This is a genomic window from Actinoallomurus sp. CA-150999 (genome assembly GCF_050942425.1).
Classification (GTDB): domain Bacteria; phylum Actinomycetota; class Actinomycetes; order Streptosporangiales; family Streptosporangiaceae; genus Actinoallomurus.
On sequence record NZ_CP192063.1, the window covers coordinates 3,292,887 to 3,316,480 of the forward strand.

At 70.4% G+C, this 23,594-nt stretch carries 26 protein-coding genes and 1 riboswitch; of the genes, 17 read left to right on the top strand and 9 right to left on the bottom strand.

Translation table 11 applies throughout. The features are described 5' to 3' along the window. Positions 1-247 precede the first annotated feature (247 nt). On the bottom strand, positions 248-841 hold the full coding sequence (locus tag ACQP2O_RS15680; protein WP_433184821.1) for a hypothetical protein: 594 nt from the start codon (positions 839-841) through the stop codon (positions 248-250). Positions 842-972: 131 nt separating this feature from the next. Here ACQP2O_RS15680 and rpe point away from each other — a divergent pair, with 131 nt between their 5' ends. Then, complete coding sequence (gene rpe, locus ACQP2O_RS15685; protein WP_433184824.1) at positions 973-1,638, top strand: ribulose-phosphate 3-epimerase; 666 nt, start codon at positions 973-975, stop codon at positions 1,636-1,638. A gap of 782 nt (positions 1,639-2,420) precedes the next feature. Here rpe and ACQP2O_RS15690 read toward each other — a convergent pair. Then, on the bottom strand, positions 2,421-3,443 hold the full coding sequence (locus ACQP2O_RS15690; RefSeq protein WP_433184827.1) for an MBL fold metallo-hydrolase: 1,023 nt from the start codon (positions 3,441-3,443) through the stop codon (positions 2,421-2,423). A 187-nt stretch (positions 3,444-3,630) separates the two neighbouring features. After that, positions 3,631-3,761, top strand: a riboswitch (FMN riboswitch). Between the two features lie 68 nt (positions 3,762-3,829). Between ACQP2O_RS15690 and ribD the strand changes: the two genes are divergently transcribed. The 9 genes from ribD to ACQP2O_RS15735 all read left to right on the top strand — a co-directional run bounded on the left by ribD (position 3,830) and on the right by ACQP2O_RS15735 (position 10,863). Beyond that, complete coding sequence (gene ribD, locus ACQP2O_RS15695) at positions 3,830-4,972, top strand: bifunctional diaminohydroxyphosphoribosylaminopyrimidine deaminase/5-amino-6-(5-phosphoribosylamino)uracil reductase RibD (protein WP_433184830.1); 1,143 nt, start codon at positions 3,830-3,832, stop codon at positions 4,970-4,972. After that, on the top strand, positions 4,973-5,572 hold the full coding sequence (locus ACQP2O_RS15700; protein ID WP_433184833.1) for a riboflavin synthase: 600 nt from the start codon (positions 4,973-4,975) through the stop codon (positions 5,570-5,572). It abuts the gene before it with no gap. Continuing rightward, the gene (locus ACQP2O_RS15705) at positions 5,569-6,216 is read left to right on the top strand and encodes a nicotinamide mononucleotide transporter family protein (RefSeq protein ID WP_433184836.1); all 648 of its coding nucleotides are present in this window, start codon (positions 5,569-5,571) and stop codon (positions 6,214-6,216) included. The genes ACQP2O_RS15700 and ACQP2O_RS15705 overlap by 4 nt, the downstream gene beginning before the upstream one ends. After that, entirely contained in the window at positions 6,213-7,421 is a 1,209-nt protein-coding gene (locus tag ACQP2O_RS15710; protein ID WP_433184839.1) for a bifunctional 3,4-dihydroxy-2-butanone-4-phosphate synthase/GTP cyclohydrolase II, read from the top strand. The genes ACQP2O_RS15705 and ACQP2O_RS15710 overlap by 4 nt, the downstream gene beginning before the upstream one ends. A gap of 43 nt (positions 7,422-7,464) precedes the next feature. Then, positions 7,465-7,977, top strand: a complete 513-nt coding sequence (gene ribH / locus ACQP2O_RS15715) for a 6,7-dimethyl-8-ribityllumazine synthase (RefSeq protein ID WP_433184842.1) — start codon at positions 7,465-7,467, stop codon at positions 7,975-7,977. Between the two features lie 46 nt (positions 7,978-8,023). Continuing rightward, positions 8,024-8,899, top strand: a complete 876-nt coding sequence (gene hisG, locus ACQP2O_RS15720) for an ATP phosphoribosyltransferase (protein ID WP_433184845.1) — start codon at positions 8,024-8,026, stop codon at positions 8,897-8,899. A gap of 23 nt (positions 8,900-8,922) precedes the next feature. Further along, positions 8,923-9,351, top strand: coding sequence for a PH domain-containing protein (locus ACQP2O_RS15725; protein ID WP_433184848.1), 429 nt, complete (start codon positions 8,923-8,925; stop codon positions 9,349-9,351). A 111-nt stretch (positions 9,352-9,462) separates the two neighbouring features. Further along, on the top strand, positions 9,463-10,140 hold the full coding sequence (locus ACQP2O_RS15730; RefSeq protein WP_433184851.1) for a hypothetical protein: 678 nt from the start codon (positions 9,463-9,465) through the stop codon (positions 10,138-10,140). Positions 10,141-10,203: 63 nt separating this feature from the next. Then, the gene (locus ACQP2O_RS15735; RefSeq protein ID WP_433184854.1) at positions 10,204-10,863 is read left to right on the top strand and encodes a hypothetical protein; all 660 of its coding nucleotides are present in this window, start codon (positions 10,204-10,206) and stop codon (positions 10,861-10,863) included. 192 nt (positions 10,864-11,055) lie between these two features. Here ACQP2O_RS15735 and ACQP2O_RS15740 read toward each other — a convergent pair whose 3' ends face one another. Beyond that, on the bottom strand, positions 11,056-11,691 hold the full coding sequence (locus tag ACQP2O_RS15740) for a response regulator (protein ID WP_433184856.1): 636 nt from the start codon (positions 11,689-11,691) through the stop codon (positions 11,056-11,058). Then, positions 11,688-12,908, bottom strand: coding sequence for a sensor histidine kinase (locus ACQP2O_RS15745; RefSeq protein WP_433184859.1), 1,221 nt, complete (start codon positions 12,906-12,908; stop codon positions 11,688-11,690). Before ACQP2O_RS15745 ends, ACQP2O_RS15740 begins: the two co-directional genes overlap by 4 nt. A gap of 169 nt (positions 12,909-13,077) precedes the next feature. Between ACQP2O_RS15745 and ACQP2O_RS15750 the strand changes: the two genes are divergently transcribed. After that, positions 13,078-14,166 (top strand): ABC transporter permease, encoded by a 1,089-nt coding sequence (locus tag ACQP2O_RS15750; RefSeq protein WP_433184862.1) that lies wholly within the window; start codon positions 13,078-13,080, stop codon positions 14,164-14,166. Further along, entirely contained in the window at positions 14,163-14,843 is a 681-nt protein-coding gene (locus ACQP2O_RS15755) for an ABC transporter ATP-binding protein (protein WP_433184865.1), read from the top strand. Before ACQP2O_RS15750 ends, ACQP2O_RS15755 begins: the two co-directional genes overlap by 4 nt. 75 nt (positions 14,844-14,918) lie before the next feature. Here the strand turns inward: ACQP2O_RS15755 and ACQP2O_RS15760 are convergent, their stop codons facing one another. Both ACQP2O_RS15760 and ACQP2O_RS15765 read right to left on the bottom strand, forming a co-directional pair. Further along, positions 14,919-16,709: an ABC transporter permease gene (locus ACQP2O_RS15760; protein ID WP_433184868.1), complete on the bottom strand. Its 1,791-nt coding sequence runs from the start codon at positions 16,707-16,709 to the stop codon at positions 14,919-14,921. Between the two features lie 5 nt (positions 16,710-16,714). Beyond that, positions 16,715-17,452, bottom strand: a complete 738-nt coding sequence (locus ACQP2O_RS15765) for an ABC transporter ATP-binding protein (RefSeq protein WP_433184870.1) — start codon at positions 17,450-17,452, stop codon at positions 16,715-16,717. Between the two features lie 185 nt (positions 17,453-17,637). On the opposite strand from ACQP2O_RS15765, the gene ACQP2O_RS15770 reads away from it, so the two are divergent. After that, positions 17,638-18,450 carry a helix-turn-helix domain-containing protein gene (locus ACQP2O_RS15770; RefSeq protein ID WP_433184873.1) on the top strand — a complete coding sequence of 271 codons (813 nt, stop codon included), beginning with the start codon at positions 17,638-17,640 and terminating at the stop codon, positions 18,448-18,450. Further along, complete coding sequence (locus ACQP2O_RS15775; RefSeq protein ID WP_433184876.1) at positions 18,438-18,587, top strand: DUF397 domain-containing protein; 150 nt, start codon at positions 18,438-18,440, stop codon at positions 18,585-18,587. Before ACQP2O_RS15770 ends, ACQP2O_RS15775 begins: the two co-directional genes overlap by 13 nt. A gap of 83 nt (positions 18,588-18,670) precedes the next feature. Here the strand turns inward: ACQP2O_RS15775 and ACQP2O_RS15780 are convergent, their stop codons facing one another. After that, positions 18,671-19,225 (bottom strand): NuoB/complex I 20 kDa subunit family protein, encoded by a 555-nt coding sequence (locus tag ACQP2O_RS15780; RefSeq protein WP_433184879.1) that lies wholly within the window; start codon positions 19,223-19,225, stop codon positions 18,671-18,673. Between the two features lie 84 nt (positions 19,226-19,309). Here ACQP2O_RS15780 and ACQP2O_RS15785 point away from each other — a divergent pair, with 84 nt between their 5' ends. From ACQP2O_RS15785 to ACQP2O_RS15795, 3 genes are all read left to right on the top strand, one after another. Further along, positions 19,310-20,209, top strand: coding sequence for a LysR family transcriptional regulator (locus ACQP2O_RS15785; RefSeq protein ID WP_433184882.1), 900 nt, complete (start codon positions 19,310-19,312; stop codon positions 20,207-20,209). Positions 20,210-20,385: 176 nt separating this feature from the next. Beyond that, positions 20,386-21,114: a DUF3800 domain-containing protein gene (locus tag ACQP2O_RS15790; RefSeq protein WP_433184885.1), complete on the top strand. Its 729-nt coding sequence runs from the start codon at positions 20,386-20,388 to the stop codon at positions 21,112-21,114. A gap of 176 nt (positions 21,115-21,290) precedes the next feature. Continuing rightward, on the top strand, positions 21,291-22,301 hold the full coding sequence (locus ACQP2O_RS15795) for an aldo/keto reductase family protein (protein ID WP_433184887.1): 1,011 nt from the start codon (positions 21,291-21,293) through the stop codon (positions 22,299-22,301). A gap of 169 nt (positions 22,302-22,470) precedes the next feature. Here the strand turns inward: ACQP2O_RS15795 and ACQP2O_RS15800 are convergent, their stop codons facing one another. Both ACQP2O_RS15800 and ACQP2O_RS15805 read right to left on the bottom strand, forming a co-directional pair. After that, positions 22,471-22,692, bottom strand: coding sequence for a peptidoglycan-binding domain-containing protein (locus tag ACQP2O_RS15800; protein ID WP_433184890.1), 222 nt, complete (start codon positions 22,690-22,692; stop codon positions 22,471-22,473). Positions 22,693-22,920: 228 nt separating this feature from the next. Then, positions 22,921-23,547: an NADPH-dependent F420 reductase gene (locus ACQP2O_RS15805; protein WP_433184893.1), complete on the bottom strand. Its 627-nt coding sequence runs from the start codon at positions 23,545-23,547 to the stop codon at positions 22,921-22,923. Positions 23,548-23,594: the final 47 nt, after the last annotated feature.

Genomic DNA, 23,594 nt, shown 5'->3' on the forward strand with positions numbered 1-23,594 from the left:
CTGACACGGTCGGGGGTCGAGGACGGCGCGGCACACGGCTGACACGGTCGGGGGTCGAGGACGGCGCGGCACACGGCTGACACGGTCGGGGGTCGAGGACGGCGCGGCACACGGCTGACACGGTCGGGGGTCGAGGACGGCGCGGCACACGGCTGACACGGTCGGGCGCCGAAGACGGCACGGCACACGGCTGACACCGCCGGGCGCCGAGGACGACGCGGCGGGCACCCGCGAATCGGGGCGATCGTCAGGCCAGCAGGTCGGCCATGACAGGTGCGAACGGGAGGTCGACGACGGCCCGGGACGCCCGGCCCGGCGGATATCGGACGGTGACCTCGGCGCCGGTGGAACAGGCCTTCTCGAACTCCGAGGATCCCTTCCCCATGAAGCGATACCAGCGCCGGAACCGGTGCCCGGCCCCGGTTTCGGGATCGATCCACTCCAGGCGCACGATGTAGGACGTGCTGCCTGGTCCCTTGGGGTTATAGCGGTACCGCCGGTCCACGGCGGCCACGCGTGCCGTCGCCCTGCTCCCGCGCTTTCGCAGTCGGCGCAGTCGCGCTCGCTGGACCCACATGCGAGCGTTGTGGATGACGGTGAGGCCGACGGCGAGTCCAATGATGAACCCGACGGGCAGGCCACCGACGCTGTGCCGGATGCCCAGGAGGTGAGGCAGCAGCGTCCAGGTCACGGATACGCCCGCGACTCCGCCCCAGAAGAGGCACAGCGCGAGGATGACCGGCTGCAGCAGGCCCCATCCGATGCCGACCGCCCACCAGGTCTTGCGCCGGGGGATGTCGACCCAGGTGACGTCGGCATGGCCGCGCCGGGCATCGGTCACGCTGATCACCTCCGGCTCCGGAGCACGGGCCATCCGTGGACGGGCGCCTGTGATCCTCCCATGTGCGCAGATGACGCTTGACTCCCATGTGCGCAGATGACGCTCGGCGGCTCTCTACACTTGAGCGCATCATGGCCGTGCAAATCGCTCCCAGCATCCTGTCCGCCGACTTCGCCCGCCTCGCCGACGAGGTGACGGCCGTCGCAAGCGCCGACTGGATCCACGTCGACGTGATGGACAACCACTTCGTGCCCAACCTCACCATCGGGCTGCCGGTGGTCGAGTCGCTGCTCAAGGTCACGCCGCTGCCGCTGGACTGCCACCTGATGATCGAGGACCCGGACCGGTGGGCCCCCGGCTACGCCGAGGCGGGCGCGTCCAGCGTGACCATCCACGCGGAGGCCGCGAGCGCCCCGATCCGTACGCTGCGGGCGATCCGTTCGGTGGGAGCGCGTGCCGGGCTGGCGCTGAACCCGGGCACCGCCGTCGAGCAGTACGCCGACCTGCTGCCCGAGATCGACATGATGCTCGTGATGACGGTCGAGCCGGGCTTCGGCGGCCAGTCTTTCCTCGACGTGGTGCTGCCCAAGGTGCGGCGTGCCCGGGAGCTGATCAAGGGCCGGAAGCTGGACGTCTGGCTGCAGGTCGACGGCGGCGTCAACGCCGAGACGATCGAGCGCTGCGCCGAGGCGGGCGCGGACGTCTTCGTGGCGGGCTCGGCGGTCTACTCCGCCGACGACCCCGCCGAGGCCGTCCGCTCCCTGCGCGAGCAGGCGAGCGCCGCCTACACCGCGTAGCCTGCGCCTGCCTGAGCGAGCCGCGAGCGCCGCTCGCACAGCGCCGCTCGCACAGCGCCGCTCGCACAGCGCCGCTCGCACAGCGCCGCTCGCACAGCGCCGCTCGCACAGCGCCGCTCGCACAGCGCCGCTCGCACAGCGCCGCTCGCACAGCGCCGCTCGCACAGCGCCGCTCGCACAGCGCCGCTCGCACAGCGCCGCTCGCACAGCGCCGCTCGCACAGCGCCGCTCGCACAGCGCCGCTCGCACAGCGCCGCTCGCACAGCGCCGCTCGCACAGCGCCGCTCACACCGGGTCGCGGCGTCCGCGTCGCACCGTCCGCGTCGCGCCGAGGCCGCGCCGTGTCTGCCTCGTCGCCGTCGCGCGAGCGGGTCACGAGTTCGCGGGCCGCCGCCTCACACCGCGCCGCCCGCACCGGGTCGCACCGCACCGCACCGCACCGCGTCGCACCGCACCGTGCCCGCATCGCACCTCCCGCGTCACGCCGCCTACGCCCGCGTCGCACCGCTTACGTGCACCGCTTACGTCCGCTCACGCTCGCGTCGCACCGCACCGCGTCCGCGTCGCGCCGCTCATGCCGCACCGCCCACGCCCGCGCCTCGTCGGCCTCGTCGGCGTCGCGCGAGCGGGTCGCGAGTTCACCGGGCCGCCGCGTATACCGAGTAGGCGCCGGTCGGCGTCGCGTGGGTGGGCCACGGGTTCACCGGCCATGAGGCCGCCGCTTGCGTCTCGGCGGCTGTCACGGTGCGTCCGTGCGCCTCGCCGGCCGTGACGGCGCGGTCCTACGCTTCGTAGACCACGGCGCCGTCGCCGTTCGGGTGGCTGCGCAGCCGGCCTTGGGTGACGAGCACCAGCAGGTGCGCCTGGGTCTCGGTGGTGGCCAGCATCTGGTTGAACATGTCGAGGTCGTCGAAGTGGCGTTCTCGCCGGGTCCAGGTCAGGGCGCGGGCCGTCTCGTACGCCGTGCCCGAACCCGCGGTGACGGCCGCCGCGCAGGCGTCGAGGCGGTCGGCGTGGTGGGCCAGGAGGGCGTCGACGCGGGCGTGCACGCTGTCGGTGACGGGGCCGTGGGCGGGGAGCAGCCGCAGGTCGGGGAGTTCCCGGACGATCCGGAGGGAGTCCAGGTACGCGCCGAGGGGGGACGCGCCCGGAACGCTCTCGAAACCGATGGACGGCGTGATGTGGGGCAGGACGTGGTCGCCGGCGAACATCAGCCCGTCGTCGAGGTCGGCGAAGACGAGATGCCCCCGGGTGTGGCCCGGCGTGGGGACGGCGAGGAGGTCCCGGCCGCCCAGCGGCAGCTCCGTACGGCCGTCGATCCAGTCGTCCGGCATCTCCCACTCGAGGACGTCGTGGCCGCCCTCCCGCCAGGCGGCCTTCAGGCGCTCGACGAGCGGGCGCGCTCCGCACACAAGGAGTTGCGCGAGCTGCGGGGAGTCCTCGCGCCGGAGCGGCCCCGTGAGGAGCTCCAGGGTCGGGCGTTCGCCGATGCCGAGGCTGACCCGCGTCCCGAACTCCCGGCGGACGGCCACCGCCTGCGTGTAGTGGTCGCGGTGGACGTGGGTGACGAGGAACCGCGTGATGTCCCCGAGGCCGTACCCGATCTCCTTCAGCGCCGTTTCGAGCTGCCGCCGGGACTCCTCGAGGGCCCAGCCGCCGTCGATCAGGACCAGCCCGTCCTCGCCCGCGACCGCGTAGACGTTGACGGCGCGGAGGCCGTCGCTCGGCAAGGGCAGGGGGATGCGGTGCACGCCCGGTGCCACCTGGAACGCTCCAGGCTCCGTCCACTGCGTCCGCTGCGTCATCGGCCCGCCTCATCTTTCGCGCTAGAACGACATTCGATCTATATCGGACCAGGGGCGGCCCGCGCCATCGTTAGCCTAGCCAAGTTTCAAAATTAACCAAGCGAGCGCTTGCTTGGCCGGATGTGGACGTGCGCATCCTCACATATGGCGTGGAATGCCCGGCGTGGCACACTGGTTGGGAGTCAGTAAGCGTGCTCCGGGGTCGGTGAAATTCCGAACCGGCGGTGACAGTCCGCGACCCGGCCGAAACCATCGGCCGGTTGACCCGGTGAAACTCCGGGACCGACGGTTAAAGTCCGGATGGGAGGCAGCGCGCGGCCGTGCCCTTCGTGGGCATGGCATCTGTGGCCTTGCCACACACCCGGAGCCTGATGAGGGAGGCCCGGGTGACCGATCATCCCGCGCAGGAGCGGGCGATGCGCCGGGCGCTGGCGCTCGCCGTCCGCGCCCGCGGTGAGACCAGCCCCAATCCCGTCGTCGGCTGTGTCGTCCTCGACGCCGCCGGAGAGGTCGTCGGCGAGGGGTACCACGCCTACGCCGGCGGACCGCACGCCGAGATCGTCGCGCTCCGGGAGGCCGCGGGCCGTGCCCAGGGCGGCACTCTCGTCGTCACCCTCGAACCCTGCGACCACCAGGGCCGTACCGGCCCGTGCACCCTCGCCGTCATCGACGCCGGCGTCCGGCGTGTCGTCTACGCGGTCGCCGACCCCGACCCCGTCGCGGGCGGCGGAGCCCGCCGGCTCGCCGAGGCGGGCATCGAGGTCGAGGGCGGGCTGCTCGCCGACGAGGCCGAGCGGGCCAACGCCGAGTGGCTCACCCGCACCCGGCTGAACCGGCCGCACGTCACCTGGAAGTTCGCCGCGACGCTGGACGGCCGGTCCGCCGCCGCCGACGGCACCAGCCAGTGGATCACCGGCCCGGAGGCCCGGCACGACGTCCACGAGCTCCGCGCCCGCTGCGACGCGATCGTCGTCGGCGCCGGGACCGTGCTGGCCGACGATCCCCGCCTGACCGTACGGGGCGTGCAGCGCCACGATCACCTGCTCATGTCCCGCAGGCCGTTGCGCGTCGTCGTCGACGGCCGGGCGCGTACGCCGCTGACCAGCCGGATCCTGGACGACGAGGCCCCCACGCTGATCGCCGTCGCGGAGGACGCCGACACCACGGCGCTGGAGGCCCGCACGGCCGTCGTCCGCCTGCCGCGCGGCGACGGCGGGCTCGACCTGGCCGCCCTCCTCGCCGAGCTGCGCGACCGGCAGATCGTCTCGGTCCTCCTCGAAGGCGGCCCGACGCTCGCCGGCGGGTTCCTGGCCGCCGGACTGGTCGACCGGGTCGTCGCCTACCTCGCCCCCACGCTCCTCGGCTCCGGCACCACCGCGCTCGGCGCGGCGGGCGTCGGCACGCTCGCCGAGGCCCACCACCTGCAGATCGAGGACGTCACGCGGGTCGGCCCGGACCTGCGCGTCACCGCCGTACCGCAAGCCGCCGAAACCCCCACCCGGCCGGTAGCGGCCCGAAGGGAGCACTGAATGTTCACCGGAATCGTCGAGGAACTCGGCGAGGTGGTCGCGCTCGAACCGGCGGCGGACTCCGCCCGGCTCACCGTCCGCGGCCCGCTCGTCGTGTCCGACGCCGTGCACGGCGCGTCCATCGCCGTCAACGGGGTCTGCCTCACCGTGACCGACGTCAAGGACGACGCCTTCACCGTCGACGTCATGAAGGAGACGCTCGACCGGTCCAGCCTCGCCGGCCTGAAGCCCGGATCGCCGGTCAACCTCGAACGCCCCGTACGGCCGACCGACCGGCTCGGCGGCCACATCGTCCAGGGCCACGTCGACGGCGTCGGCCGCGTCGTGTCCCGCGAGCCCGGCGACCGCTGGGAGGTCGTGACGGTCGAACTGCCCCCGCAGCTGGCCCGCTACGTCGTCGAGAAGGGCTCGATCACGGTCGACGGCGTCAGCCTCACCGTCGTCGAGGCCCGCGACGACGCCTTCACGATCGCGCTGATCCCGACGACGCTCGAGCTGACCACCCTGGGACGCAAGGGCCCCGGCGACCCGGTCAACCTCGAGGTCGACGTCGTCGCCAAGTACGTCGAGCGGCTCGTCACGGCCGGTGGGTCCCGGTGAGCTCCTGGACCCAGGCGGGCGTCACCGTCCTCGGCGAGAAGGTCCTGTGGACCGACCTGGTGGGCAACGTCCTGTCCCTGGGCACGGTCCTGCTGGCGATCCGCCGCACGATCTGGACCTGGCCCGTGCAGATCGCCGGCGCGGCGCTCCTCCTCGTCGCCTCGCTCAGCGCGCACGCGCCGGGCAACGCGCTCAAGCAGGTGATGTTCCTGGCACTGGCCTCGTACGGCTGGGTCCGGTGGCTGCGCGGCCTCCGGAAGAGCCGGGAACTGGCCGTGCGCCCGGCCACCCCGCGCGAACGCACCGCGCTCATCGGGGTGCTCGCGGCGGGCACCGTCGCGGTGGCCCTGCTGTTCGCGAACATCCCCTGGCTGCAGATCTCCTGGTCGCCGCTGGCCAACGCGTACATCTTCGTCGGCAGCGCGGTCGCGACGTTCGCGCAGAGCCGCGCGCTCGTCGACTTCTGGGTCATCTGGGTCCTCGTCGACCTGGTCGGCGTCCCCCTGGCGTTCAAGTCGGGGCTGTACGTCTCCGGCGCGGCGTACGGGATCTTCTTCATTCTCGTCCTCGCCGGTTTCCGTGACTGGCTGAAGCAGTACCGCCGGCAGCGGCGGCACACCGAGCCCAAGGTGGTGGCGGCATGAGTTTCGACAGCGTCGAAGATGCGATCGCGGACATCGCGGCCGGCAAGGCGGTGGTCGTCGTCGACGACGCCGACCGGGAGAACGAAGGCGACCTCATCTTCGCCGCCTCCAAGGCGACGCCGGAGCTGGTGGCCTTCACGATCCGGTACAGCAGCGGCGTGATCTGCGTGCCGATGGAGGGCCCGGACCTCGACCGGCTGCAGATCCCCCTGATGACGGCGCACAACAACGAGCGGATGCGCACGGCGTACACCGTCAGCGTCGACGCCCGCGACGGCGTGGACACCGGCATCTCCGCCGCCGACCGCGCCCACACGATCCGCACGCTCGCCGACTCGGCGACCGAGCCGTACGAGCTGGTCCGGCCCGGCCACATCTTCCCGCTGCGCTACCGCGACGGCGGGGTGCTGCGGCGTCGCGGGCACACCGAGGCGGCGGTCGACCTGGCGCGGCTGGCCGGGCTGACCCCGGCCGGGGTGCTGGCCGAGGTCGTCAACGACGACGGCACGATGGCGCGGCTGCCGCAGCTGGAGATCTTCGCCAAGGAGCACGACCTCAAGCTGATCTCGATCGAACAGCTCGTGGAGTACCGCAAGCGGACCGAGCGGATGGTCGAGCGCATCACCGAGACCCGGATCCCCAACCGCCACGGCATGTGGCGCGCGGTCGGCTACGCCAGCGAGGTGGACGACGGCGAGCACATCGCCCTCGTGTACGGCGACCTGGGCGACGGCGAGGACGTCCTCGTCCGGGCCCACTCGGAGTGCCTGACCGGCGACGTGCTCGGCTCCGAGCGCTGCGACTGCGGCACCCAGCTCGAGGCCGCGATGGCCGCGATCGCCGCCGAAGGCAGGGGAGTGCTGCTGTACCTGCGCGGCCACGAGGGCCGGGGCATCGGCCTGCTGGCCAAGCTGCGCGCTTACCAGCGCCAGGACGACGGCTCCGACACCGTCGACGCCAACCTCGAGCTCGGCCTGCCCGTGGACGCCCGCGAGTACGGCAACGCGGCGCAGATGCTGCTCGACCTCGGCATCCGGTCCGTCCGGGTGCTGACCAACAACCCGGCCAAGGTCGCCGGGCTGGAGAGCTTCGGCGTCGAGGTACGCGGACGGGAGTCGCTGCCCGTCTCCGTCACCGAGCACAACCGGCGCTACCTCGCCGCCAAGCGCGACCGCCTCGGCCACACGATCGGAGACCTGGGATGACCGAGCGGAGCGAAAGCACGGCGCGTCCCACGAAGGAGAGCGCATGAGTGGAGTCGGACGTCCGGACGAGACCTTCGTCGACGCCTCAGGGCTGCGGCTGGGCATCGTCTGCACCCGGTGGCACGCACAGGTCACCGACCAGCTCTTGGAGCGGGCCGTCGCGACGGCCAAGGAGTGCCGCGTCGCCGAGCCGGTGGTCGTGCGCGTGGCCGGCGCGCTCGAGATCCCGGTCGTCGCCCAGCAGCTCGCCCGCGACAACGACGCGGTCGTCTGCCTGGGAACGGTCATCCGCGGTGGAACCCCGCATTTCGACTACGTCTGCGACTCCGTCACCGCGGGTTTGACGAGGGTTGCCCTGGACGAAGGCACCCCGGTGGGCAATGGGGTACTAACATGTGAGACGCTCGACCAGGCATTGGACCGATGCGGGCTGGACCACAGCCACGAGGACAAAGGGATGGAGGCGACCGTGGCCGCTCTTGATACGGCACTGACCCTGCGAGGTCTTCGGCACCACGGTCACGCGCGGCATGACGCGGAGCATCTGGGCTCCTGAGCGTCGACGCCGCGATACCCATCTCTCGCAGAAAGGTTCATCAACCGTGCTGTCACTCGTGCTGCCCAAGGGCTCTCTGGAGAAGGCGACGTTCGAGCTGTTCGACGCCGCCGACCTGACCGTCCGCCGCGGCTCCGATCGCGACTACCGCGCCTCGATCGACGATCCGCGGATCGACCGGGTCCGCGTCCTGCGGCCGCAGGAGATCCCGACCTACCTCGAGCAGGGTCTGTTCGACCTCGGCATCACCGGGCGCGACTGGATCACCGAGACCAATGCCGACGTCGTCTCGCTCGGCGAGCTGAAGTACTCCAAGGCCACGTCCAACCCGGTGCGCGTCATCATGGCCGTGCCGAACGACGCGCCCTGGCAGACCGTCTCCGACCTGCCGGAAGGGGTGCGGATCTCCACCGAGTTCCCCGCCCTGACCGAGCGCTTTCTCGCCAAGCACGGCGTCAAGGCGCGGGTCGTGCCGTCGTACGGCGCGACCGAGGCGAAGGTCCCCGACATCGTCGACGTGATCGTCGACCTCACCGAGACCGGCTCCTCGCTGCGCAAGAACGGCCTGCGCATCCTCGACACCCTGCTGACCAGCTACACCGAGCTGGTCGCCAACCGCGAGGCGTACGAGGACGCCGACAAGCGCGCGGCCATGGAGGACATCGCGCTGCTGCTGCAGGGCGCGATCCGGGCCCGCGGCAACGTCCTGCTCAAGCTCAACGTCGAGAACGGCGCGCTAGAGTCGGTCCTGGAGATCATTCCGTCGATGTCGTCGCCGACGGTCACCCCGCTGGCCGGTGGTGAGATGCACGCGGTCGAGAGCGTCGTCGCCAAGCACGGCGTCAACACCCTGATCCCGGCGCTCAAGGCGGCGGGCGCCCGCGACATCCTCGAGATCCCGATCTCCAAGATCGTCGACTGATTCCTGCGTAAGGCGGATCCCTCATGACCACGGCGACGTGGCGGCCACGACGGGCCAGAATCGTCCCGTACGTCCTTGCGACGGTGGTCGTCGTCGGCATGATCGCCCTCGCCGTGGTCATGCCCGCCCTCTGGGGCCTCGGCGACCGGATCGGCCTGGTCGCGATCGGGCTGATCGTCGCCGGGATCCTGCACATGCTCGCCCGCAGCCGCGTGACGGCCGACCCCGACGGGGTGACGGTCGTCAACGGGCTGCGCACGCACGAGTACGAGTGGGCGGAGGTGCTGGGCGTGTCCATGGCCGAGGGCGCACCCTGGCCCTCCCTGGACCTGGCCGACGGCTCCACCGTCGCGGTCATGGGCATCCAGTCCTCCGACGGCGAGCGCGCGAACCGCGCTCTGGGCGAGCTGGCGGCCTTGATCCGCGAACGCGGCGAGACGACGGGCCCCTGACGTCCCGTTTCCGCCGAGGATTCTCGTGGTTTCGACCCCGGAAACCCTCGGCGGGAGACCGGGCCGCAGGCCGCCTCTTCCCACCCGGGCTCACCCGGTAGCGTCCGCGTGGTGAATCTTGATCTGATCAACGACGTGCCTGAGGGGCTGACTCTGAGAGCCCGGTCCTTCGTCAGCGCCCACGGCATCAAGGTCGATGTCCGGCCGGTCGAAGACCACAGGCAGTGGTGGCTTGAGCGAGAGATCCCGGCGGCGGTGATCGACCGAATGGCGGCGTATCAGGAGCGATGGGGCGGGCTCCTCTTGCCGCCCGCATCGAAGTACGACGGAGGCCCCAAATACTTCAATCCTGACGTGCCAGAAGGCTCATCCTCTGAAGGGTGGTGGTTCGAAGCAGGGCTGCAGCGGACCGCGGTCCCCTATGCATTCATGATCGGGCCCTCTGGCGAGTTCGGCATCCATGGGGATCGGTGGACGCCCCTTCATGCGACCGTCGAGGGATGGGTGGAGTCGCTCGCGCTGGCCCGCCACGCATCCATGTGGGCGAAGCAGATCACGAAGGTCACCGGCGATGATGTCGATGGCGTTGTGCTGGACGCCTACGAGCCGGTGCGAGAGGTGATGGGGTTGGCGGACACCTGGTGGCGGGGAACCGACTCGTTGGTGGCGATCTATTCGGGAGAGGCCGAGTGTCTCTCCTTTCCCAGGGCGCGCACCGCGTTCATCTACTCCGGTCTTGACGAGTGGGGCCTACGCGGGGGAGTCGAGGACCGTGATAGCACTGGCTGAGACGCGCACGGCCGCGATCGCTCCCGAGCCGATGGTGGCCGCGTTGGGTAACACGGGGGATGAGTGAGACCTGATCAATATGACGAGGCCGCTGACGCTGCGGCGCTGCGTGCACGACTGCGGCACGTCTACTGGATCGGCGGTGGCAGCGGCGCGGGCAAGTCGACGATCACCCGGCGCATCGCTTCCCGGCACGGCCTGCACGTGTACTCGACCGACGAGACGATGGCGGACCACGCCGGCCGCAGCACGCCCGCGGACGCCCCGTACCTGAGCAGGTTCATGACCATGGACATGGACGAGCGCTGGGTGAACCGGTCTCCGGAGATCATGCTCGAGACCTTCCACTGGTTCCGGGGCGAGGGCTTCGGCCTGATCGTCGAAGACCTGCTGCGCCTGCCGGCGGAGACCGGCGTCGTCGTCGAGGGCTTCCGGCTGCTGCCGCATCTCGTCAAGCCGCTGCTCGCCGCGCAGGACCACGCGGTCTGGCTCCTCCCGACCCCAGAGTTCCGCCGGACGGCGTTCGACGGCCGTGGCTGGGAGATCCCCCGCAAGACCAGCAACCCGGAGCTGGCCCGGCACAACCTGCTCGAGCGCGACCGGATGTTCACGGACCGCCTCTTCGAGGAGACGAAGCGCCTCGAACTGCCCGTCATCGAGGTCGACACCGCGATGAACGAAGCCGAGCTGGTCGGCCGAGTGACGCGGGCGTTCGGACTTTAGACCCGGGGGCGGACGTGCCGGCGCATCCGGGTATCGACGTCACCCTCGCCCTTTCCACGAGGCGACGCCTTACTGGCCGGTAGAACCACTTTGGTCAGTTCGTCCGGTAGGTGGTCGCCGCCGTCGCGGTCATCGGCCGCTGAGCCCGACCGCGGCGCACCATGTGACCGCCCGGACGCGTACGCGTCCCGATCAGCGGCGGATGAGGCCGAGGTCGGTGGCGACGGCAACGGCGGAGGTGCGGGATTCGACACCGAGCTTGGCGTAGACATGGGCCAGGTGGGACTTGACGGTGCCCTCGGTGAGGTGGAGCCGTCGACCGATCGCCTGGTTGGACAGGCCGTCCGCGACGAGGGCCAAGACCTCGGTCTCGCGTCGGGTCAGGGCGGTCGCCGGGCTGCGCAACCGGTTCATGAGCCGGCCGGCGACGGAGGGGGCCAGCATGGTGCGGCCTGCCGCGGCGGTACGTACGGCGGCGGCGAGTTCCTCGGGCGGAGCGTCCTTGAGAAGGTAGCCGGTGGCGCCCGCCTCGATGGCGGCCAGAGCGTCGGCGTCGGTGTCGTAGGTCGTGACGATCAGGACACGGGGGGCTCCGAGACGGGCGGTGATGGCGGCGGTCGCCTGCGCGCCGCTCATTCCCCGGCCGAACTGCAGGTCCATCAGGACGACGTCCACATCGCCGTCGGCGGCGCGGGCGACGGCCTCCTCCGCGGTGGCCGCCTCCGCCACCACCGTGATACCGGGCTCGGTCTCCAGCACGGCGCGTAGCCCGGCCCGTACCACCGGGTGGTCGTCGGCCAGCAGCAGGCGGATGGTGGCGTCGGTCATGGGTTCGCCTCGGCCTCGGGGGCGGCGGTCCGGGGGAGGGCGAACCGGGCGGTCAGGGCGGTGCCGTTCCCGGGGGTGGACTCGATCGTGAGGATGCCGTCGAGAGCGCGCACTCGGGCACGCATGGCCGCGAGCCCGAAGCCACCGCCCTCCGGATGGGGGACGGGCGGCCGGTCCGGGTCGAAGCCGACGCCGTCGTCGACGATGTCCACGGTGACGTGGTTCCCGAGGTAGCCCAAGGTGACCTCGGCGGTGACGGCGTCGGCATGCTGGACGACGTTGGCGAGGGCGGACTGGGCCACGCGGAGCAGGGCGACCTCGTGCGCGGTCGGCAGGGGCACCAGGTCGCCGGCCAGGTGGAAGCGCGCGGTGAGCGGATGGCGGGTGGAGGTGGTGGCGCACAGTCGCTCCAGCGCGTCGGCCAGCGTGGTGCCCTCCAGCACGGGCGGGGCGAGGGCGGCGACGAAGCGGCGGGCCTCGGCGAGGTTGTCCACTGCGGCCTGACGGGCCTGACCCACGTAGCGGGCGGCGGCGCCGGGCCGGTCGGGAAGGGCCCGTTCGGTGGCGCGCAGGAGGAGCTGGATGCTGGACAGTCCCTGGGCGAGGGTGTCATGGATCTCTCGGGCCAGGCGCTCGCGCTCGGCCAGCACCCCGGCGGTGTGCTGGGCGGCGGCCAGATCGGCGCGGGTGGCGGTGAGCTCCTCGATCAGCCTCCGGCGGCGTTCGCCCTCCCGGTACAGGGCCTGATACCCCCACACGACCGCGACCGCCACGGCGGCGCCGAGGGCCGGGCCGATCGCGGCGGCCGGTGTGAAGGTGCCCTGGTGGGCGGCGAAGGCCGTGATCGCCGCGAGCGCGGTGGCGATCACCGTGGCGAGGCCGGCACCGCGGGGCAGCAGGTGCAACTGCAGGAAGTACAAGGGAAAGGCGACCCACACCGCGTCGGCGGACAGCGTCAGCAGCACCAACCATACGACTCCCACGGCGCCGAGCCACAACATCGCCGCCGTGCGGGATCGCCGGACACGGGGCAGGACCGGCCCGGCCGCGTACACCAGTCCCAGCGCCGCGGCCGCCGCCACGACAGGGGCGGCATGCGGCCCGCCGCCGGCCACGGCCCGGGCGGCGGCGAGGGCGAGCAGGCCGGCGACCAGGAGGTGCAGGCACCAGGTCAGGGCCCGGATGGTGAGGGCCAAGGTGGGCGCGGTGCTGTTCACGATCTGTCCAGCCTAGAAGCCGAGGCCCATGGGTGCCTCCATCGAAAGTTAGAACCCGTCCGCCACCCTTCGGGCCGGGAAGTCCCGTCCTGGGCCGGATGCCGTGGCCGGGCGGGGCGGCGACGGTGGAGGTGTACCGCTTCCACCGTCGAAAGGGCAGGTCCAAGCCGTGTTCGTGGCCTGGAGAGACCTGAGGTTCGCCAAGGGGCGCTTCGCCCTGATGGGGACCGTCATCGTGCTGATCACCGTGCTGGTCGGGCTGCTGTCCGGGCTGACCGCCGGCCTGGGCAGGCAGAACATCTCCGCGATCAGCAATCTGCCCGCGGACAGGATCGCCTTCGGCGCGCCCGGCGGTGGACAGGGCCTGTCGTACTCGAACTCCACCGTCGCCGCGCGGCAGTGGCGGCAGTGGGCCCAGACGCCCGGCGTGACCAGCGCGGAGCCGCTGGGCATCACCGTGACGCGGGCCGTCGCCGGAGACAGGAGCGTCGGCGTCTCGGCCTTCGGCGTGCGGCCCGGCTCCGCACTCGCGCCGGACGGCGACCGGATCGACGAACGCTCGGTGGTGGTCTCCACGTCCGCCGCCGAGGACCTCGGTGTACGGCCCGGAGGCACCCTCACGCTCGCCGGGCGGACACTGACCGTCGCCGCCGTGCGGGGGGACGCGCACTTCAGCCACACTCCGGTCGTCTGGACCAGCCTGGACACCTGGCGGAAGACCGCACCGCCCACCCGTTCCACGGACGGGCCGACGGCCACCGTCATCGCCCTGAAGACCACCACGCGCACCCACGTGAAGGCCGCCGACACAGCGGCGGGCACCAGGACGGTGTCCAAGGGCGACTCGCTGACCGCGATCGGCTCCTACACCTCCGAGAACGGCTCCTTGCAACTGATGCGCGGCTTCCTGTTCGCCATCTCCGCGCTCGTCATCGGCGCCTTCTTCACCGTATGGACCATCCAGCGCAGCGCCGACGTCGCGATCCTCAAGGCGCTGGGCACCTCCACCGCCTACCTCCTGCGTGACGCCCTCGGCCAAGCCATCGCCGTGCTGACCGGCGGCACCCTCGTCGGTACCGCCATCGCCGTCGCCCTCGGCGCCGTCGTGGCGGGCTCGGCCGTGCCGTTCATCCTCACTCCGGCGACCATCCTTCTCCCCGCGACCGTGATGATCCTCCTCGGTGCGCTCGGGGCCGCCTTGTCCGTCCGCCGCATCACCTCAGTCGACCCGCTGACCGCCCTGGGGAGCGCCCGTTGAGCCTCACACTGACCGACATCACCCTCACCTACCCTGACGGCGACGGTCGCCTGACCGCCCTGGACCACGTCGACCTGGAGGTGCCCAAGGGCGGCCTCACCGCCCTGGTCGGCCCCTCCGGCTCCGGCAAGTCCAGCCTGCTGGCCGTCGCCGCGACCCTCATCACCCCCGACGCCGGCACCGTCACCATCGACGGCATCGTCACCACCGGGCTGACCCGCGGCGAACTGACCGCCGTGCGGCGCCACAAGATCGGCATCGTCTTCCAGCAGCCGAACCTGCTCCCGTCGCTCACCGCCGCCGAACAGCTCCAGGTCATGGCCCGGATCGACGGTCGCTCCCCGGCCAGAGCCCGGCTCCGGGCGATGGAACTGCTCGACGCGGTCGGCCTGGCGGACCAGGCCGACCGCCGCCCCCACCGGCTGTCCGGCGGTCAGCGTCAGCGGGTCAACATCGCCCGTGCCCTGATGAACGATCCCACTGTCCTCCTGGTCGACGAACCCACCAGCGCCCTCGACCATGAACGCGGCGCCGCGATCATCGATCTGATCACCCGTCTCACCCGCCAACGGGCCACCGCGACCGTCCTGGTCACCCACGACCGTGCCCACCTCGCCGTCGCCGACCGGGTCGCCGAAGTCCACGACGGACGCCTCCAGATCCCGGCGGCCCACTGAGGCCCGATCCAGGCGATCCAGCCACGGCGAGCGGGCCGCACGGCTCGACCGAAAGGTCCGTGGACCGGTCGACGCTCACGTTGCTTCGGCGCTGAGGGTCTGTGCGACGGATCTGCGGGCTGCGAGGCGGGCGGGTACGGCGGTGAGTGCGGCTGTTGCCGGTAGGGCGGCGAGTGCGGTGGTGAACAGCAGCCATGCGGGCGGCCAGACCACGTTTCCGGCGCTGAAGGGCAGACACAGGACGATGCCCATGGGAATGCCGGCGAGGGCGCCGGGCAGCGTCGGAAGTAGTTGCGCGGTGGACAGTCCGGCGGTGATCTGTCCGGGGGTGGCGCCGAGGGTGCGTGCGATGGCCATGGTGGGGCGGGCTTCCTGCGCTGTGGTCCACGTGATGGTGATGGTGTTGATGACGGCGAGGATGATCAGCGCGGCGGTGACGGCCAGCATCATGTGGCGTCCTTGGTCGGCCTTCAGATTGGTCAGGCTGGAAGAACCGTCCAGGCCGTAGCCCCTGGCGGGCTGGACGTATTGAATCAGCAGGGCGGTGATCGTGGTCAGTGTGGCCGTCATGTTGCAGGCGTGCAGGAACGCGCGGCCGGGTCGGCGGGCGATCAGTCGTAGCCCGAGCAGGAGTGGGGTCGGCAGCAGCGCGGAGATTCTGGTCAGGTGGGCTCGGTGCTGGGGCTGGTGGGCGGTGTCGGCGAGTGCGGCGATGGTTTCGGTGCGCAGTGCCCGGATGGTCGGGCCGAGGGTGGTGAGGGCCGCCACGGCCAGGGCGATGACGGTCGTGACGGCGATGGTGGTGCCGGTCGGTCCGGTGGCGGCGGTGATCAGGCTGGCGGTGGGGTTGATGATGGCGGGCTCGGCGAGCCGAGCGACCGTCAGCCCGAGCGCGTCGGCGATCAGTCCCAGGGGCAGGTATTCGGCGAGCAGGACGGCGGCGATGAGGCCGGGTGTGGCGCCGACGGCCTTGAGCAGTCCCACCCGGCGGGTCTGCTTGGCGGCGCGTCCCGCGGCCAGAGTGGCCACGCCGGCGATGGCCAGGAAGCAGAGCAGCCAGCTGCCGATGACCAGGATCGGCTGGCTGTCCTTGAGCATGACGGAGTCCTGGGTGGCCATGAACTGCCAGGTGACGAAGTGCGTGGTGGTCTGGTCGGGATCCACGGACGCCCTGTGTGAGTCCAGGAACGCTTGGGTCGCGGCGGGGTCGCGCAGCTTCAGGTAGATGGCGGAGGTCACCGACAGTTTCGCGGAGACCAGCGTCCGAGTGTCCGGCTCGCTCAGCCAGACCAGACCGCTGTTGTCGCTCGGTCCCTCGGCCCCCATCTGCGCGAACGGGTAGACGGTGTAAGCCGCGGTCACGGCGATTCCGGCGATCGGAAGCGAGCGGCCGGCGACGGTGACGTGGTCGCCGACGTGGACGCCCAGAGCGTTGGCGAAGCCGCGTTCGATCACGACGCCTCCGGGGCGTACCCAGGTGCCCGAGGTCACCAAGGGGCGGTCGATCGGGCCCGGTGTCGCGTCGGCGCCTTGTACCACCACGTTCGACGTGGCGCCGTGCGCCGTGAGGGTCGTAGAGAACTGGCGGTACGGTCCGCTGTGGGCGACGACTTCGGGAGCGTGTGCCAACGAGGTCAGGGCCGAGGTCGCGGTCCGGTCGGTGCCAGGGGAGAACGCCACGAAGTCCGGACCGGCGGTGGCCGCACGGGTATGCCGGTAGAGCGTGTCGGTCGCGCCGTGCAGTGACATGCCCAGGCTCAGCATGGCGGTGGCGGCGGTTATCGAGATCACGAGCATCACCGCCTGGGCGGGATGTCGGCGCACGTCGGCCAGGACGAGGCGGAACACGAGCAGGATGCGGCCCACGGCCTTCAGCCCTCCAGTCCGAACAGGTCGCTGAGCCGCCTGGTGCCGCCTGCCGGTCGGATGTCGTCGACCAACACTCCGTCGCGCATCGAGACCAGCCGGTCCGCGATGGCCGCGACCCGCTCGTCATGCGTGACGACCACGAGGGTCTGGCCCGCGGCACGCAGGTCCGCGAAGAGCCGCAGCACATCGAGCGTCGCCGCGGTGTCCAGGTTCCCGGTCGGCTCGTCGGCCAACAGGACCAGCGGTTCGTTGGCCATGGCGCGGGCGATGGCCACCCGCTGACGCTGGCCCCCCGACAGCTGCCAGGGCAGATGCCGGCCGCGGTCGGCGAGCCCGAACCGCTCCAGCAGAAAGGCCGCGCGGCGCCTGGCCGCGCGCGCCGAGCGCCCGGCCAAGAGCACGGGCAGCTCCACGTTCTCCGCCGCCGACAGCTCCTCCACCAGATGGAATGCCTGGAAGACGAACCCCACCGACCGGCGCCGCAGCCGGGCCAGGCCCCGCTCGTTCACGGTGTCGATGCGCCGGCCGGCCAGCCACACCTGCCCATCGGTGGGCCGCTCGAGGCCTCCCAGCAGGTGCAGCAGTGTGGACTTCCCGCAGCCGCTGGGCCCCATCACCGCCAGCATCTGTCCCGCCCGTACGTCCAGGTCGACTCCACCGACCGCGCGAACCAGACTCTGCCCCTGGCCATGCTCCTTGAACAGGCCACGGACCTGCAGCACACCGCCCAACTCGTTCATGCGCCTTGCACGCCTCCCTAACGGCTAGCTAATAGATAGCGGTTAGCCAGTATGAGCGTCAAACGGAGTCCGCTGATTTCTCAACAATCGACCACAGAGAGTGTTCACGTGCGTACGCTAAGGAGCGCTCCACTGTTACCGGGCGAATAGGGCGCTCACCATTTCGTACGAAGGGACGCGGGCCGATGAGCGGAAATCGGATGACGGCGCGGGTGTTCGTCGCCAAGGAGCTTCGCCGCGCTCGCGAGGCGAAGGGGCTGACGCGGGCGGCCGTGGCGAAATCCCTCTACGTCTCGGACTCCCTGGTCGCCTCGTGGGAGACCTCCCGGATCCTGCCGCGGCCGGAGCACCTCGAGCGTCTCCTGCCGATCCTGGGCCTGGGCGACATCCTGGTCCGCGTCATCGACGAACTCGTCGCCGGGGAGGTCCCGCCCGAGTGGCTGGACAAGTGGCTCGCGGTCGAACGCCGGGCCACCTCGCTGCTGTCGTTCCAGTCGACCGTCGTCCCTGGTCTACTGCAGAACGAGGACTACGCACGTGCGGTGCTGCGGGCGGGTCCGTACGACATCGCTGACCTGGACGACATGGTGGCCGCGCGGCTGGACCGCCAGAAGATCCTCACCCGGGAGGACTCCCCGCCCGTCCTCGTCGCCGTCATTGCCGAGAGCGTGCTCGGCCAGAACGTCGGCGGAGCCAAGGTCATGGCCGATCAGCTCCTGCACCTTGCGACCATCGCCGAGCGGGAGAACGTGCTCGTCCAGATCGTTCCGGCGAGCGCCGAGACGTGCGCCGGGTTCACCGGTCCTTTCGCGATCGCGACCCTCGACGGCGGCACAGAGCTGGCATACGTTGACAGTCAGCTCAGCGGAGAGGTGGTCGAGCGCCAACACGAGGTGGCAACGCTGCGGCGTATGTTCGAAGTGTTCCGGGCGGACGCCCTCCCAAGGCGGCAGTCGATCGAGCTCATCCGGAGGAAGTCGGAGCAATGGACGACCTGACGTGGCGGAAGGCCGCACGTAGCACGGCGAACGGCGGCAACTGCGTGGAGCTGGTGGTGGCGTGGCGGAAGGCCACGCAGAGCACGGCCAACGGCGGCGACTGTGTCGAGGTGGCCGTCGTCGAACGGGCCGGCTAGGAACTGGTTGTTTCACTCACTCGCACCCCCGCCGGCCGGCACGGCCGGGCGGGGGTGTCTGCTTTGCGGGACGGACCGGTGATTCAGACCTGAGCCGGGGACACGTCGATCAGTGGGAGCCCCGTCACGCGGGCGCGCTCCTCGGCGACGATCTCGGCGCGCCGGTGCGCGCCCAGCTTGGCGTTCTGGACCTTGTCGTGCAGTTTGACGATCGCGTCCAGCAGCATCTCCGGGCGCGGCGGGCAGCCGGGCAGGTAGATGTCGACCGGCACGATGTGGTCGACGCCCTGCACGACGGCGTAGTTGTTGAACATCCCGCCCGACGAAGCGCAGACGCCCATCGCGATGACCCACTTCGGCGCGGCCATCTGGTCGTAGAGCTGCCGCAGCACCGGTGCCATCTTCTGGCTGACGCGCCCGGCGACGACCATGAGGTCCGCCTGGCGCGGCGAGCCGGACGGGCGCTCCATACCGAATCGGGCGAAGTCGTGGCGCGGATCGCCGACGGCCATCAGTTCCATCCCGCAGCACGCGAGGCCGAACGTCATCGGCCACATCGACGACTTACGCGCCAGGCCGGCAACCGCCTCGACCGTCGTGAGCAGGAAGCCCCCGGGAAGTTGCTCTTCGAGTCCCATAGTCCTTCCAGGCTCGTCGCCCCGAGACCGCTGATCAACGACGGATCGCGCCACGATCGTTAATCAGGGCGACACAATGGGCGTATGGAGATCCGGGAGATCGAGGCGTTCCTGGCGGTGGCCCGCGAGCTGCACTTCGGGCAGGCAGCGGCCCATCTGGGCATCTCCACTCCTCGTGTCAGCCAGGCGGTGCGCGCGCTCGAACGCCGGGTCGGCGGTCCGCTGTTCGAGCGGACGAGCAGACGGGTCCGGCTGACGCCGCTGGGCGAACGGCTGGAGGAGGAGCTGCGGCCCGCGTACGACCGGATGGAGCGGGCGTTGTCCGAGGCCCAGCGGAGCGTACGGCCCGGCGTGCTGCGCGTCGGCGTTTCGACGAGCCTGCCCGAAGGTGTGGCCGACCGGCCGATCAGGGCCTTCGAGCGGGCCCATCCCCAGTGCGCCGTGGTGCGGTCCGCGCACCCCAACACCGACCCGTCCCGCTGGGGCGACGAGTGGCCGGTGGACGTCTTCGTCGGCTGGCTGCCCGCCGACCTCGCGATGGTCCGGGACCTGGGCGTACGCGTCGGACCCGTGTTGCTGCGGGACGAGCGTGCGGTACTGGTGGGGACCGGGCATCCGCTGGCCCGGCGCGCCGTCGTCGACGTCGAGGAGCTGGCCGACCACGATCTGCTCTACCCGAGCAGCATGCCGGAGCGGATCGCCGACCTCTGGATTCCTCGTACCACTCCGAGCGGAGTGCCGCTCCGACGCGTCGCCCGCTACGCCTCCGCGTCCATCGAAGAGGCGATCATCCTGGCGGCCGAGGGGGACGCGGTCCACCTGACGGTCGCCTCGCTGCGCCCCGACAACCCCCACGTCGTCAGCGTGCCGGTGTCCGGCCTACCGCCGATGATCTGCGCGCCCGCGTGGCTCGCCGGCGCGCAGAACCCGATGATCCGCGAGTTCGCCCGAGTAGCCGGTATGAGCGAAGCCCGATCGAGATGACCGCCTCCGCTCGGAGGACGCCGTCCCCGCTCCACCCGTGATCGATTTTCTAACCCAGATTCACGCAGGGGTAATTCACCATCTTTGCGGATATAGTCGGGCATTGCATGTGGTCGTGGGCTGTCCCAAAATTGGGCATGACCCGGGTCGGCTCTCTCGATCGCTACAGTAATGACATGACAAGTGAAACTTTCCTGTCGGTGGGACATCCGAGTGCTGCAGCCTTCATCGATGAGTCGGGGAGTGTCAGTAATGATCGTTTTTTCGTTCTCGGATGCATGAAAACCTGGGCTGCGGCGGAGCTCGCCCGAAAAGTTCGTCTGTACCGTGATCGCGCCCATTTCTACCAAGAGATTCATTTTGCGCGGATGACGGCCGCGACGCGTCGGCATCACATGGGGATGGTCGATCTTCTGGTCGCCGCACTCGCGGAAGGGACCCTGAGCTTCAGCTCCTGCATCGTCGATCGCGAAGACTTCGACGTGGTCGCGTACTGCGGAGGTGCCTACAACGCGTATGAGGCGGTCGCTACGCGCTTGCTCATCGATGCGGTGGACGGCGCAGAGTTGATCTCGGTGATCGCGGACGACTACTCATCCCCCAAAGGGGTCACCTTCGAAGAGAACGTCCAGGTCGCCGTCAACTCGACGCTTGGTCGCCTGGTGATCCCGTCGCTGATCCGGATGGACTCGCGAGCATCCGACCTTCTGCAACTCGCAGACCTTCTCACCTCTCTGGTTGGATTCGACTACCGAGCAGATGCGGGACTCGCGTCAAAGGTGAGTCCAAAGGGAAGGTTTGTTGCCGAGGCACGGAAACGTCTCGGTTGCCCCACGTTTGTCAATGCGTCCGCTTCAGGGTTTCGGGTACGTGGATTCCCGGCCCCATTCCTTGATCGAGGTTGACCTTTCGGACTGAGGCGGATACGCTCATAACAGAGCGGGTGAGGACTTCGGGTCTTTAGCCCGCTCTTTCTTTTGGGGATCTTCGCTCCATGAGAGCGGGTGGAGCGTGGGTCGACGCCGCCGGTAGACGGGCTGGGGCGGTCGTCGGCCGCAGGCGGGTCGTTACGATGATCGCTGTGGAGCATCGATACCTGGGGCACAGCGGGCTGAAGGTCAGCGAGATCATCTTCGGGAACTGGCTGACGCTGGACGGTCAGATCGCGGAGGACGCGCAGGCGGCATGCGTCCGGGCGGCGCTGGACGCCGGCATCACGACGTTCGACACGGCCGACATCTACTCCCAGGGGCGCGCCGAAGAGGTGCTCGGCCGCGCGCTGGCCGGGGTCCGCCGCGAGTCGCTCGTGATCGCGACGAAGGTGTGCCTGCCGACCGGTCCGGGCCCGAACGACCGGGGACTCTCGCGCAAGCACATCATGGAGAGCTGCCACGCCTCGCTGCGGCGGCTCGGCACCGACTACGTCGATCTCTACCAGGCGCATCGCTTCGACGAGGACACTCCGCTCGAGGAGACCATCCGGGCGTTCGCCGACCTGGTGCGGCAGGGAAAGGCGCTGCACATCGGGGTGTCGGAGTGGACGGCCGCCCAGATCGAGAAGGGGCAGGAACTGGCCCGTCCGCTGGGGGTGCCGCTGGTGTCCAACCAGCCGCAGTACTCCATGCTGTGGCGCGTCATCGAGCCGGAGGTCGTGCCCGCGTGTGAGCGTCTCGGCCTGAGCCAGATCGTGTTCTCCCCGGTCGCCCAGGGCGTTCTCGCCGGCAAGTACCTGCCCGGCCGGGAGGCCCCCGCGGGGTCGCGGGCCGATGACGCGCGGGGTTCGCGCTTCGTCGGCCGCTACATGTCCGACGCGGTGCTCGAACGGGTCCAGCGGCTGCGGCCGATCGCCGAGGAGGCCGGGCTCACCATGGCCCAGCTCGCCGTGGCGTGGGTCCTGCAGAACCCGAACGTCGCAGCGGCGATCATCGGCGCCTCGAGGCCGGAGCAGGTCGCCGAGAACGCCGCCGTCAGCGGGCGGCGGCTCGACGACTCGATCATGAAGCGGATCGACGAGGTGCTCGACGAACTCGTCGACCGCGATCCCGCCAAGACCGCGGCGATGTTCGACGTCATGCCGTCCTGGCGGCGCTGACCTTCCATACGAGCCGTGCGACGTGCCGTATCCGCCTGCCGGGGCCGTCGGCAGGCGGAACCCGAGGATCCGTGACGGCATGACGCGAGCCGACCACCCGATGAGGGGCGGCCGGCCCTAATAGCCGTCTGCATCACACGGGCGTGGCCCGGTGTCTGCAAGCGATAGGTCAGTGCTTGGCGGCGGCCGTGACCGGCGCCTCCCAAGTGGCCTTCCAGGTGATCGGCCCGACGATGCCATCCACCTTCAGGCCCTTCTCCTTCTGGAACGCCTTGCAGATCCTCTCGCTGTCGTCGCCGTAGTCACTGTCGACCGCGATGCTCCAGCCGCGGTCCTTCATCTGCTGCTGCCACTGACGTACCCGAGGGTCGTTGAACGTAGGGTTCGTCAACGGAGGCGGTTTGTAAGGTGGCGGTGCCGGCATAATTGGCCTCTCCTATTCCATATCGGACTGGACTGCTGGTCTGGTCAGCGGACGACTGACGCTATCCGTGCAGTCCCTCACAATCGCGGCCCTACCCGTCGCAACCAGCACCGATGCTGGTGATCTACCTAAAAACCGAATTCTGACTTACGTTTGATCGCATTTGACGAAATTGGTTCGAACAAAGGGACCCGGCTACGCGAGGGGAGGCAGGGCGGAGCGCGGGTCGACGCCGGAGAAGTGCAGGCCGATCACGAACGCCGCCGTGGCCTCCAGCAGGCCCGCCCGGTCGAGGCCGCCGGCGTCGGCCGGCACGCAGCCGAGGTCGGCGACCAGGGTCCGTACCCCCGCCAGGGCATCCGGGTCGTCGCCGCAGATCGGCACGGTCAGCGGGCGGCCGTCGAAGTGCGGTGGCGTCATCCGCCACACGCTGTCGGGGCACAGGTTGAACGCCTTGACCACGTGGGCGCCGGTCGCGTCGGCGATCTGCCGGGCGACGGACGGGCCGTTCCCGGTGGCGAGCGTGACGCCCGGATGCACGATGCCGTTGACGCAGTCGATCACCGTTCGCCCGCGCAGGGCATCCCCGACCTGTGCGAGGACGTCCTTGACGCCCTCGTACGCCACGGCGAGCAGCACGGCGTCACCGAAGCCCGCCGCGTCGCCGAGGCCGCCCGAGCGCACATCCGGCCCGATCCGTGCCGCGAGCCGCGTCGCCTTCTCACCGTCGCGCGCGCCGATGAGCACCTCGTGCCCCGCTCGCGCCCACTGGGTGCCGAGCGCGTCGGCCATGTTCCCCGATCCGAGAATCCCGATTCGCATGGACGCGACACTAGGGATTCCGATAGGCACCATTCGGTACCCGGCCG